The sequence below is a fragment of the Amycolatopsis balhimycina FH 1894 genome, assembly GCF_000384295.1.
GTDB classification, from domain to species: domain Bacteria; phylum Actinomycetota; class Actinomycetes; order Mycobacteriales; family Pseudonocardiaceae; genus Amycolatopsis; species Amycolatopsis balhimycina.
Window position 1 is genome coordinate 187,655 of sequence record NZ_KB913037.1, and the last position, 12,410, is coordinate 200,064.

Consider the following 12,410-nt stretch of genomic DNA (forward strand, 5'->3'; position numbering starts at 1 on the left):
CGGCTGCCGCTCTCGAGTCCGTGAATGGCGCATCGAGGAACTGGGGAGTTCCTCGATGCGCCATTCAGGGCTTTTGGCGGAGGGTTAGGGAGGGGAGCAGGCTGCCGCAGATCGCGGTGGTGGCGAATCGCGTCACCGGAGCAGCCGTGCCACCGAGGCCCCGGGGGACGGAACGTCAGGAAGAAGCGACCAGGCCGGCGAACTGGGCGGCGTGGAGCCGGGCGTACGCGCCCTCGCGGGTCATCAGCTGCCGGTGGGTGCCGCGCTCGACGATGCGGCCGGCCTCCAGCACCAGGATCAGGTCCGCCTCGCGGATGGTGGACAGGCGGTGGGCGATCACGAAACTCGTCCGGTTCTCGCGCAGCGACTGCATCGCCCGCTGGATCAGCACTTCGCTGCGGGTGTCCACGGAGCTGGTCGCCTCGTCGAGGATCAGGATCGGCGGGTCGGCCAGGAACGCCCGGGTGATCGCGATCAGCTGGCGTTCGCCCGCGCTGATCCCGCCGGTCTCGCCGAGCACCGTCTCGTAGCCGTCCGGCAGGGTGCTCACCAGGTGGTCGACGCGGGTGGCCTCGGCCGCCCGGCGGACGTCCCCCGGGGTCGCGCCCGGCTTGCCGTACGTGATGTTCTCCGCGATGGTCCCGTCGAACAGCCATGTGTCCTGCAGCACCAGCCCGGTCTGCCGGCGCACGTCCTCGCGGGCCATCGTGGTGATGTCCACCCCGTCCAGCAGGATCCGGCCGCTGTCGGGCTCGTAGAACCGCATCAGCAGGTTGGCCAGGGTCGTCTTGCCCGCCCCGGTCGGCCCGACGATCGCCACCGTCTGTCCGGGCAGGACGCTGAACGACAGGTCGTCGATCAGCGGTGTCTCCCGCTGGTACCGGAAGCTCACGTTCTCGAAGTCGATCCGGCCGCGCACCCGCGCCGGCGGGCGCACCGGGCTGTCCGCGACGATCAGCTCTTCGGCGTCCAGCAGCTCGAACACCCGCTTCGCCGAGGCGACGCCGGACTGCAGGTCGCCGGTGATGCTGCCGATCTGCGCGGCCTGCCCGCCGAAGTAGGCCGTGTACTGGATGAAAGCCTGCACGTCACCGAGGGACAGCGCCCCGGCGGCGACCCGCACCGCACCGACCACCGCCACCAGGATGTACACCATGTCGGTGACCAGGTTGGTGCTCGGCTCGATGACGCCGGAAAGGGCGTTGGCCTTGCCGGTGGCCTTGCAGACGGCCTCGTTGTGCTCGTCGAAGGTGCGGGCGGCCTGCTCCTGCCTGCCGAACACGGTGATCAGGGCGTGCCCGCTGTACATCTCCTCGATGTGCGCGTTGAGCGCGCCGGTGGCGGTCCACTGCTCGACGAACTGGGGCTGGGCCTTCTTGCCGATCCGGGCCGCGACGACACCGGCCATCGGCAGCACCACCAGCAGCACGCAGGCCAGCAGCGGCGAGATGACGAACATCAGGATGAGCGAGCCGAGCGCGGACATGGTGGCGGTGACCAGCTTGCTCAGCGTGCGCTGCAAGGTGTTCTGGATGTTGTCGATGTCGTTGGTGACCCGGCTGAGCAGCTCGCCGCGTGCGCGGTCGTCGAAGTAGCGCAGGGGCAGCCGGGACAGCTTGGCCATGACGTCCTCGCGCAGCCGCAGCACCACTTTCTGCACCACGGCGACGGCCAGCCGTTCCTGCGCCAGGGAGAACACCGTGCCCGCGAGGTAGAGCACCGCCACCGCCGCCAGCAGCAGCCCGACCTTCCGGAAGTCGATCCCGAGGCCCGGCACGACGTCGGCCGAACCGAGCCCGGTGGCCAGCGCGTCCTTGCCTTCGGCGTGCAGCCGGGCCACCGCCTCGTCCCGGCTCAGCCCGGCCGGCTGCTGGGCGCTGATCAGGCCGCCGAAAATCAGGTTGGTCGCTTTGCCCAGCAGCAACGGCCCGAACACGTTCATCAGGATCGACACGGTCCCGGCGGTGAGCACCAGGGCCGCCTGGCCGCGATAGGGCTTCAGCAGCCCGAACAACCGGCGGGTCGTCCCCGTGGTGCGCGGTGCTTCGGCGTCGCTCACACCGCCTCCTGCTTCAGCTGCTCGCCGCGCTGCTGGGAGCCGGCGATCTCCCGGTAGATGTCGTTGTCCCGCAACAGCTGCGCGTGCGTGCCGCAGCCGGCCACCCGGCCTTGGTCCAGCACCACGACAGTGTCCGCGTCTTCGACCAGGCTCACCTCCTGAGCCACGGTCAGCACGGTCGAGCCGGCCGTCTCGACCGCGAGGGCCTCGCGCAGCCGGGCCCGGGTGGCGTAGTCCAGCGCGGAGAAGCAGTCGTCGAACAGGTAGATCGCCGGGCGCCGCAGCAACGCGCGGGCGATCGCCAGCCGCTGCCGCTGGCCACCGGAGACGGTGCTGCCGCCCTGCCCGATCGGCGCGGCCAGCCGGCCCGGCATCTTCCGCACGAAATCGGCGGCCTGCGCGGTCTCCAGCGCGTGCCACAGCTGCGCGTCGGTCGCGTCCGGGTTGCCGTAGCGCAGGTTTCCGGCCACCGTGCCGGTGAACAGGTACGGAGTCTGCGGCACCAGGCCGACCGTCTCGGCCAGCCGGGCGGGGGCGAACTGCCGGACGTCCACCCCGTCGATCGTCACCGAGCCGGCGGTCACGTCGGTCAGCCGCAGCACCAGGTTCAGCAGCGTGGTCTTGCCGCTGCCGGTGCTGCCGACCAGTGCCGTGGTGTGGCCGGGCGATGCCGAAAGGCTGACGCCGGACAGGAACGCCTCCGGGGCGCCGGGGTAGCGGTACTCGGCCCCGCGCAGCTCCAGGTGGCCGCGGCGGCTGGTGGGCGTGGCCGGCCGCGCGGGCGCGGTCAGCTCGGGCTCGGTGGTCAGCACCTCGTGGACGCGCCGCGCCGACACCCGCGCCCGCGGCACGGTCAGGCAGACGTACAACGCGATGACCAGCGCCGTCAGCATCTGCACCTGGTAGCCGAGGAACGCGCTGAGCGCGCCGACGGGCATCCCGCCGTCGGCGATCCGCCGGCCACCGAACCACACCAGCGCGACGGAGAAGACGTTGCTGATCAGCACCACGACCGGGAACAGGGTGGCACCGAGCCGCCCGGCGCGCACCGACGCGGTGAACATTCCCCGGTTGGCCCGGGCGAAGCGCTGCTTCTCGTGATCGTCGCGCACGAAAGCGCGGATCACCCGCACCCCGGCGATCTGCTCGCGCAGGATCCGGTTGAGCTTGTCGAGCGAGGCCTGGATGCGCTCGTACAGCGGACTGAGCCTGGCCAGCAGCACCAGCACCACCAGCGCGGTGACCGGGATCGTCAGCACGGTCAGCACGGACAGCGGCGGATCCTGCCGCACCGCCATGACGAGGCTGGTGACGCAGATGATGGGCGCGGTCAGCAGCGAGGTGAGCGTGGAGATCACCAGCGTCTGCAGCTGCTGCACGTCGTTGACCGTGCGGTTGGTCAGCGAGGGCGTGCCGAACCTCGCCACCTGGTAGAGGGAGAACCCCTGCACCTTGCGGAAGATGAGGGAACGCAGATCCCGGCCGACGTTGGCGGCGGTGTGCGCGGCCATCAGCTCCGCGACGACCGCGGTGGCCAGCTGGGCCACCGACACCGCGATCATGATGCCGCCCAGCCGCAGGATCGCCGCCGTGTCGCCGGCGAGGATGCCCTGGTCCACGATGGCCGCGTTCAGCGTCGGCAGCAGCAGCATGCCCACGGTCTGCGCGAACTGGAGGACCGCCTGGACCAGGATGCGCCCGCGGTAGGGGCGCAGCCGGTCGCGGAGCAACGCCAGCAGCACCGGTGACGACTTCCAGCGCCCGGCTTCGTGCCGGCCGGTCGGTTCCGCGGTGCGCGCCATACCGACGGACCCTACGGAGCGGCCGGTAGGGAAGGTCCTAGAGGAACGATTTCCCCGCGGCGCCGGGAGGTCTAGGGATTTACCGGCGGGACGCTGATGACACTCGGCACCGGGTGCGCCCCGCACGAACCTCCGGGAGGAACCGGCCATGACGACATCCGAAGAGCTGCCGACGCTCGCTTCGCTGCGCTCGCCCGTCCTGGGCGACAATCCGTACCTGCGCAAGTTGCAGGCGGAGCGGCCGATCTGGCGGGTGCGCACCGACACGGGCGACGAAGGCTGGCTGGTGGTCGGCTACCCGGAGATCAAGGAGCTGATGCTGGACAAGCGGATCGGCCGCACGCACCCGAACCCGGCCGAGGCCGCGCAGCTGGCCGACAACCCGATCTTCTCGATGATCGCCGGCGTCGCGGCCGGCCGGGACGAGCACGAGCTGCACGCCGCGTTCCGCGCCCTGCTGATCCCGCACTTCTCCCACAAGAAGATGCAGTCGCTCAAACCGAGGGTCGAGGGCATCGTGCGCGGCATGGTGGACGAGCTGGCCGCGCTCACCCCGCCCGTCGACCTCCAGACCGCGTTCTCGCTCCCGGTTTCGCTGAAGGTGCTGTGCGAGCTGATGGGCGTACCCGAGGACGAGCGCGACCTGCTGGGCGAGCTGCTCGACCACGTGCACGAGATCGGCGAACACGCCAGCGCCGGCCAGGCCGAGTTCATCCGGTATCTGATGGGACTGGCCGCGCGCAAGCGGGAGAACCCCGCCGACGACGTGATTTCCGGGATCTGCCAGGCCGGCCTGAAGGACTCCGACGTCACCAACATCGTCTGCATGCTGCTGTTCGCCGGGCACGAAAGCGTGGCCACGCACATCGGCAACGGCGTCGCCCGGCTGCTGACCCGGCCCGACTTGCTGACCGAGGTACGCGCCGACCCGTCGGCGATGGCCGGTGCGGTGGAGGAACTGCTGCGCACCGCCAACTTCGGTGGCGGGGCACAGCCGCACTACGCGCACGAGGACATCGAGATCTGTGGTGTCACCATCCGGGCCGGGGACCTGGTGCTGCCGGACTTCGCCATCGCCAACTTCGACGAGCGGTCGTTCGCCGACCCGGACCGGATCGACTTCGGCCGCAAACCCAATCAGCACCTCACCTTCGCCCACGGTGCCTGGCACTGCGTCGGGGCGCCGCTGGCCCGGCTGGAACTCAACGCGGTGTTCACCGCGCTGCTGGAGAAGTTCCCCGGCCTGACCCTGACCACCACGCTGGAGAGGCTCAACCGTGCGGACGGCGACGACGGCACCGACCGGCTCGCGGCGTCCATCAGCGCGCTTCCCGTCGCCTGGTGAACCCCGGGCGGCCCGGACGAGAGGTGGTGGCCATGGGTGAACACCAGGGTGCCGAAGCGCTGGCCGGGCGAACGCCCACCGTGCTGTCGGCGCACTACGACGACGGCGTGCTGTCGTGCGGCGGCCTGCTCGCGGCCGGCGCCGAGGCGGGTACGCCGGGCACGGTCGTCACCGTCTTCTCCGGTGCGCCCGAACCCCCGCTGTCGGCCGAGGCCCGGAAGTTCCACCGGGCGTGCGGCCTCGCCGACGCCGACGCCATCGCCCGCCGGGAGGCGGAGGACGACCGGGCGATGGACGTGGTCGGCGCCACGCCCGTCCGGCTGGGGGTGCCGGATGCGTTGTACCGCAAGGACGCCGCGGGCAACCCCCGGTACCCGCGGGACACGGAGATCTCCCGGGCCGCCCTGGAGTCCGAGGCCGAGCTGATCGGCGAGCTGGCGGCCGTCATGGCCGCCGAGCCCGCCGTGCGCGACGCCGAGCTGCTCCTGGCCCCCTTGGCCATCGGCAACCACATCGACCACCGGATCACCCGTGCCGCGGCGCGGCTGCTCGACCGCGACCCCGACACGGTCTGGTGGTACGAGGACGCGCCGTACGTGATCTTCCCGAGAGCGCTCCTCGAGCCCTTCGACGAGTCCCGCACCGCACCGCGGATCTTCCGGTTGACCGGGGGGCAGTGGGACCGCAAACTGCGGGGCATCGGCTGCTACGCCTCCCAAGCGCCCATCCTCCTCGGCGGGAACACCGAACTGCCGAAGTACCTCACGATGTACGCGGAGTCACTCGCGGGCGGCGAGCCGGCCGAACGCTACTGGAAGCTGCCCGCCGCCCAGCTCTGAAACCGACAGAGGTTGTCGACAGTCTGTGCTCCTGATCAAGGCGGCCCGAGGCTGAGCACGTGCCACACCGCGGCTCAACGGCAAGGTCGAGCGCCTCCCACCGCATCGATGCCGAAGAGTTCTCCCGTCTGCTCGACGGCGTCGCCCGGGGTGGCGGGATCGGTTCCCCGTAGGGAGAAATCGGTCGAATCGATCAAGCGGTCCAGTTTCGGGCGCGGCCGGAACGCCGGCCGCGCCCGAAAACGCCGAACAGAGCCGTTGTCACGCCGGCTGGGTGAGGGTGGCCAGGTGGTGCTCGATCAGATCGGCCGACCGCGTCGCGGCCGGCACTCCGAGCCGGAGCTCCTCCCGCACGGCGGCCACGTTCGCCTGGATCCGCTCGCTCGTGTGCACCGTGTCCACCGCGTCCCGCAGCCGTTGGGCGGTCAGCGTTTCCGGCTCCAGCAGGAGGCCGAGACCCTGGTCGGCCACCGTGCGCGCGGTGAGCAGTTCCTCGCGCTGCTGCGGCACGGTCACCAGCGGCACGCCGGCGGTCAGTGATTCCAGCACCGAGTTCATCCCGGCGTGGGAGACGAAGGCTTCGGCGTGCCGCAGCACGGACAGCTGCGGGAAGTACGGCCGCACCTCGGTGTTGGCCGGCGCCGGGCCGAGGGCCGCCGGGTCGACGTGCTCGCCGATGGCCACCGCGACCTGCCAGCCGGTGCCGCCGAAGGCCTCGAAGCACTGCCGGAAGAAGGCGGTCGTGTCGGCCAGGAAGCTGCCCATCGAGATGAACAGCAGCGGCCGGTCGCCGGTTTTCCGCCAGGCGGTGTCGTCCGCCCAGCCACCCAGTGCCGGGCCGACGAACTGGAACCGCTCGTCGAAGGTGTCCGCGGCGGGCTGGAACGAGCGCGGCAGGAAGACCAGGTTGAGCGGAGCGCAGTTCTCCCGCTGGTGCGGGGGAGTCAGGCCGAACTCGGCCGCTGTGCGCAGCTGGCGCTGGAAGATCTCGGTGAAGATTTCGACGGCACGGGGGTCGGACATGTCCGTGCCCCCGGCCAGCAGTTCGTCAAGCGAGAAGTGGCTGTTGCTGGCGTACGTCGGGTTCAGCGCGACGCAGGGCACGTGGAACCGTTCGGCCACCATGGTCGCCGACGCCGCCTGCGAGTCGTAGCACAGCACGTCCGGGCGGTCGTTCTCGAAGAGTTCGTTCAGCAGCCGTCCGCTGACCTTGGTCATCGCCAGCAGCGCCTCCGCGGTCGCCACCGTGTGGCGGGCGCTGGGCGTGGCCGAGCGCGGCGGCAGCGCCACCGGGATCGGCAGCAGCGCGGCGCCGGCCGCCTCGACGTCCGCGCGGAACTTGTCGTGGGCGGCGTAGGTGACCCGGTGGCCGCGGTCGCGCAGTTCGCGGGCTAGCGGCAGGGTCGGGCGGAGGTGTCCCTGCGCGGGCACGGTGACGAACAGAACATGCATGTCAAGTGGTTCCCCTCTGTTCGTGGTCGCGTCGAGCCGTACCGGGATTATGCGCCGGGAAGGTGTAGGTCTTCTCCCAGTCCGGATCGCGATGGCCCATCGGGCCCACCGGATCGGTACGCGAGTGCACGTGTGCCGCCGAATGCGCCCGAGCAGGTTGCCAGCGTGAATTTTTGACTTACGATCACGCAGGTCTCAGCAACAACGGGGTGGTGAGCGTGGACGGAGAACAACGTCGTCGGACGATCGCCCATTGGGTGCGCGAGCACGGTGGGCTCACCGTCCTCGAGTTCGCCGAGCAGCACGGCGTCAGCCCCGAGGCCGTCCGGTCCGACCTGGCCGCGCTGGAGCACCAGGGCACCCTGCGGCGGGTGCCGGACGGCGCCGTCCCCGTCGTGCCGGTGCAGCCGGCCGCGAGGGCCCCGTCCACGGCCCCCGGGAGGTGCCGGATGCACGCGGAGAAGGAGCGGATCGCCAGGGCCGCGGTCGGCGAGGTGCCCGACGGCGGCTCGATCCTGCTCGACGCCGGGAGCACCGTGGCGCAGCTGGCCGGACTGCTGCCGGCCGGTCGCGACCTGACCATCGTCACGCAGTCGCTGGCCGTGGCCGTGGCGCTGAGCGACCGGCCGGACCTCGACCTGATGCTGATCGGCGGCCGTGTCCGCGGCTGCTCGCTGGCCCTGGTGGACAGCTGGGCGCTGCGCACGCTGGCCGGCACCCGCGTCGACGTCGCTTTCCTCGGCGCCGACGGCGTGTCCGTGCGGCACGGGATGACCGTCCGGGACGGGGCGGCGGCGATGGTGAAGCGTGCGGCGATGGTGGCCGCGCAGCGGACCGTGCTGCTGGCCGACCACACCAAGCTCGACCAGGATCGCCTGGCCAGTTTCGGCTCGCTGGCCGAGGTCGACATCCTGATCACCGACGACGGGGCCGACCCCGAGCGCGTCGGCGCGATCACCGCGGCCGGGCCGCGCGTGGTCGTGGTCTGAGCCGCCCCGGGAGCCGCGCTCAAGCCGTGACGATCCGGGGTCCGGCTCCGGCGAGGTCTCGGGCTACGTGTTTGTCGATGCCGTCGTCGGTGATGAAGGTGTCGATGTCGGATAGTTCGGCGAAGCGGGCGAAGTGGTCGTTGCCGACTTTGGTGTGGTCGGCGAGGAGGACGGTGCGGCGGGCGCAGTTGATGGAGGCTTGTTTGACCATGGCTTCGGCGGTGTCGGGGGTGGTGAGGCCGCGTTCGAGGGATAGTCCGTTGGTGGCGATGAAGGCGACTTCGACGAAGGTGTCTCGGAGGGCTTGGAGGGCCCAGGAGTCGACGAGGGCGAGGGTGCGGCCGCGGAGTCGTCCGCCGACGAGCATGAGGGTGATGTTGGGGCGGGTGGAGAGGGTCGTGGCGATGGTGATGGAGTTGGTGACGACGGTGAGTTCGCGGTCGGCGGGGAGGTGTTCGGCGAGGCGGGCGGTGGTGCTGCCGGCGTCGAGGAGGATGGCGCCTTCTTCGGGGATTTCGGTGATGGCGGCTTTGGCGATGCGGTCTTTTTCGGTGGCCATGAGGGTGTTGCGGGTGGCGAGGGCGGGTTCGAACCCGAGGCGTCCGGCGGGGATGGCGCCGCCGTGGACGCGGCGAGCCAGCCCCGTCCGCTCCAGGACGGTCAAGTCGCGGCGGATGGTTTCGGCGGTCACAGCGAATTCCGCCGCCAGCGGAACGACGTCCACCCGGCCGTGCGCCCGTAATCGTTCCGCGATGATCCTCTGCCGTTCTTCCGCGTACAACGCCGTTTCCCCGATCCCCTCGCGAGCGTGACGAAGTGGCAGTCTAGGTGGACTTGACGGCGCAAGTTCCTGGTTTGCGGGATACGCGGGAAATCATCGACCCGGTGATCATCGGGCATGGTCCGGACGTTCAACGGGTGCAATGTCCTCTTCGGCGCAACGGACAGTCCACTCCGGATTGTTAAGGTTCTCCCCAGTGCCGGAAGCGGTACAACAGGGGGAAACTCCGCCGAATCAGCGGCCCATTGGTCGACGAAGCAGGGCTGCGGCGAAGACACCCGGTGGGCGGAGTCTCGGGAATTCCCGGATCTCGGCTGCGTAACCTGCCGGTGTTCGCCGACCGGTTCCGCGTGATCGGAGTGTCTTGGCCACCTGCGTCGAAGCACCGCATGAGATCAGGTCACTCGCTCCTTTGGCGCGGACTCCGGTCTTCGTCGTCGCGGGGCTCTTCGGGGTGGTGTTGCTCGCCGTAGCCGGTCGGTACGGCTACTTCGGGGACGAGCTGTACTTCCTCGCCGCCGGGCGGCACCTCGCTTGGGGGTACGCCGACCAGCCTCCGCTCGTTCCCGTGCTCGCCCGGATTCTCGAATCCCTCGCGCCGGGCAACGTCTTCGTGCTGCGGTTGCCCGCCATGGCCGTGATGGTCGTCGCCGTCGTGGTCAGCGCGCTGATCGCCCGTGAACTCGGTGGGGGACGGCGGGCGCAGGTCATGGCCGCCGCGACCTTCGCCGTGTCGACGCAGTTCGTGGCGAGCGGCCACTACCTCGCGACGTCGACCTTCGACCCCTTCTTCTGGACGTTGCTGGGCTGGCTGCTGGTGCGGTGGGTCCGCACCCGTGCCGACGACCTGCTCGTGTGGGCGGGGGTGGTCACCGGCCTCGCCTTGAACACGAAGTTCCTCGTCGGCGCGTTCTGGGGCGTCGCCGTGCTCGCGGTACTCGCCTGCGGACCCCGGGAGCTGCTGCGGCGGCCGGCGCTGTGGCTCGGCGGGCTGATCGCGCTGGCCATGGTCGCGCCGACGCTCGGCTGGCAGGCCACGCACGGCTGGCCGCAGCTCGCGATGAGCGCCGCCATCTCGCAGGAGGTCGCCGCGATGCCCGGCGGACGGGCCATGATCGTGCCGGTCATGCTCTTCCTCGCCGGACTCCCCGTCGCGGCCCTGCTGCTCGGCTACGGCGGCTGGCGGCTGATGCGCTCCCCGGCGTTGCGCGAGTACCGCTTCCTCGGCTGGACCACTGCCGGACTCACCGTGCTCTTCGTCGTCATCGCCGGGCGTCAGTACTACGTCGCCGGGCTCTACGGCGTGTGCTGGGCCGCCGCCGCGGTCGAGTTCGAACGAGGGCAGCCGGCGCGGTGGTGGCGGTGGGCCGCCTCCTGGCCGGTGTACGTCCTGACCGCGCTGGTCATGCTGCCGACCGCGTTGCCGGTCTGGCCGCAGTCGTGGCTGCGCGACCACCCGGGCCTGCCCAAAGCCGTGTTCTCCGCCGAAGAGATCGGCTGGCCGGAGGTGGCAGGCTCCATCGCGAAGACCTTCCACGCGCTGCCGGACCCGGCGCACACCGCGATCGTGACGCGGATGTACTGGCAGGCCGCCGCGGTCGACCACTACGGCCCGGCGTTCGGCCTGCCCGAGCCGGCCAGCCCGAACCGCGGCTACCACTCCCTGGTGACACCGCCGGACTCCGCGGTGAACGTCCTCTACGCCGGTCCGGGCCCGCAGCCGCTCCAAGGCCACTTCGCCGACGTGAAGCGCGTCGGCACCGTCGACTCCGGACTCGGGATCCCGAACACCAGCCAGGGCCTGCCACTGTGGCTGGCCACCGGCCGGGCCGAAAGCTGGGCGACGCTTTGGCCGAAGCTGCGGGACTTCCACGTCTGAACACCAACGAAACGAAGGGAACCGAGTGGACGGCACCGAGTCCTACCCGTTCAACCACGGCGCCGGACTGGCGCTGGACGACGCCTACGCCGAAGCACGCGAGCGGCCCGGCCTGACCCGGGTGCGGATGCCCTTCGGGGAGCCCGCGTGGCTGGTCACCCGCTACGCCGACGCCCGCCAGGTGCTGGGCGACCGGCGGTTCTCCACCCAGCTCGCCACCGAGCACGACTGGGCCCGCGTCATCCCGATGCGCGCCGAAATGGGCATCCTCGGCCTCGACGCGCCCGACCACCCGAGGCTGCGGCGGCTCGTGGCGAAGGCGTTCACCGCCGCGCGGATCGAAGGGCTGCGGCCATGGGTGCGCGACCTCGCGCACCGCCTCATCACCGACATGACGGCCGAAGGCGACACCGCGGACCTCGCGGAGCAGTTCGCCCTGCCGTTCTCGGTGCAGGTGATCTGCGAGCTGCTCGGCGTGCCTCCGGAGGACCGCCCGAAGTTCCGCGGGTGGACGGACTGGGTCTTTTCGACCGTGCCGATCAGCCCCGAAGAGTTCATGGCCAACCACGCGGCCTTCCGCGGGTACATGGCCGCCCTCGTCGACGCCCGCCGGGAAGCACCGCGTGACGACCTGCTCTCCGCGCTGATCCGCGCCCAGGACGACGAAGACACGATCAGCTCCGACGAGCTCGTCGACCTGGCCAACTCGCTGCTCCTGGCCGGGCACGAAACCACCGCGTCGCAGGTCACCAACTTCGTCGACGTCCTCCTGCACGACGCGCGGGGCTGGTCGCGGCTGCTGGCCGACCCGGACCTCGTGCCGTCCGCCGTCGAAGAGCTGACCCGGTTCGTACCGCTGATGTCGGGCTCGGTTTTCCCGCGCTACGCCGCCGAGGACGTCGAGGTCGGCGGGACGCTCGTCCGCGCCGGTGAAGGAGTGCTGGTGTCACTCGGTTCGGCCGACCGCGACCCCGGGCGGTTCGCCGAACCGGACCGGCTCGACCTCGCCCGGGAGAACAACGTGCACCTCGGCTACAGCCACGGCGCACACCACTGCTTCGGCGCCGCGCTCGCCCGCGTCGAGCTGCAGGAAGCGTTGCGCGCGCTGCTGGAGCGGTTGCCCGGGCTCGAGGTGGCCGGCGAGGTCACCTGGAAGCCGCAGGTCAGCGTCCGCGGTGTGAGCCAGTACACGGTGGGTTGGTGATTCTCTAAGGAAATCCCGGCGGTGCCGGGAGTTAGCTCGCGGAGTCGGGACCGCCGTACT

9 protein-coding genes are annotated in these 12,410 nt (G+C 70.8%); 5 read left to right on the forward strand and 4 right to left on the reverse strand.

Annotation, left to right across the window (positions count from 1 at the left end):
• Positions 1-175: 175 nt before the first annotated feature.
• A complete protein-coding gene (locus tag A3CE_RS0100225) occupies positions 176-2,059 on the reverse strand; it encodes an ABC transporter ATP-binding protein (protein ID WP_020638043.1) in 1,884 nt (627 codons plus the stop codon).
• The gene (locus tag A3CE_RS0100230) at positions 2,056-3,861 is read right to left on the reverse strand and encodes an ABC transporter ATP-binding protein (RefSeq protein ID WP_020638044.1); all 1,806 of its coding nucleotides are present in this window, start codon (positions 3,859-3,861) and stop codon (positions 2,056-2,058) included. Before A3CE_RS0100230 ends, A3CE_RS0100225 begins: the two co-directional genes overlap by 4 nt.
• Before the next feature lie 148 nt (positions 3,862-4,009).
• Between A3CE_RS0100230 and A3CE_RS49650 the strand changes: the two genes are divergently transcribed.
• Positions 4,010-5,206 (forward strand): cytochrome P450, encoded by a 1,197-nt coding sequence (locus A3CE_RS49650; protein ID WP_020638045.1) that lies wholly within the window; start codon positions 4,010-4,012, stop codon positions 5,204-5,206.
• A 32-nt stretch (positions 5,207-5,238) separates the two neighbouring features.
• Positions 5,239-6,045, forward strand: a complete 807-nt coding sequence (locus A3CE_RS0100240) for a PIG-L deacetylase family protein (RefSeq protein ID WP_020638046.1) — start codon at positions 5,239-5,241, stop codon at positions 6,043-6,045.
• Between the two features lie 261 nt (positions 6,046-6,306).
• Here the strand turns inward: A3CE_RS0100240 and A3CE_RS0100245 are convergent, their stop codons facing one another.
• Positions 6,307-7,497, reverse strand: a complete 1,191-nt coding sequence (locus A3CE_RS0100245; protein ID WP_020638047.1) for a macrolide family glycosyltransferase — start codon at positions 7,495-7,497, stop codon at positions 6,307-6,309.
• 218 nt (positions 7,498-7,715) lie between these two features.
• Between A3CE_RS0100245 and A3CE_RS0100250 the strand changes: the two genes are divergently transcribed.
• Complete coding sequence (locus A3CE_RS0100250) at positions 7,716-8,486, forward strand: DeoR/GlpR family DNA-binding transcription regulator (RefSeq protein WP_043791565.1); 771 nt, start codon at positions 7,716-7,718, stop codon at positions 8,484-8,486.
• A gap of 19 nt (positions 8,487-8,505) precedes the next feature.
• Here the strand turns inward: A3CE_RS0100250 and A3CE_RS0100255 are convergent, their stop codons facing one another.
• A complete protein-coding gene (locus A3CE_RS0100255) occupies positions 8,506-9,267 on the reverse strand; it encodes a DeoR/GlpR family DNA-binding transcription regulator (RefSeq protein WP_026468012.1) in 762 nt (253 codons plus the stop codon).
• Between the two features lie 412 nt (positions 9,268-9,679).
• Between A3CE_RS0100255 and A3CE_RS0100260 the strand changes: the two genes are divergently transcribed.
• Positions 9,680-11,146 carry an ArnT family glycosyltransferase gene (locus tag A3CE_RS0100260; RefSeq protein ID WP_020638050.1) on the forward strand — a complete coding sequence of 489 codons (1,467 nt, stop codon included), beginning with the start codon at positions 9,680-9,682 and terminating at the stop codon, positions 11,144-11,146.
• Between the two features lie 25 nt (positions 11,147-11,171).
• Entirely contained in the window at positions 11,172-12,350 is a 1,179-nt protein-coding gene (locus A3CE_RS0100265; RefSeq protein ID WP_020638051.1) for a cytochrome P450, read from the forward strand.
• Positions 12,351-12,410: the final 60 nt, after the last annotated feature.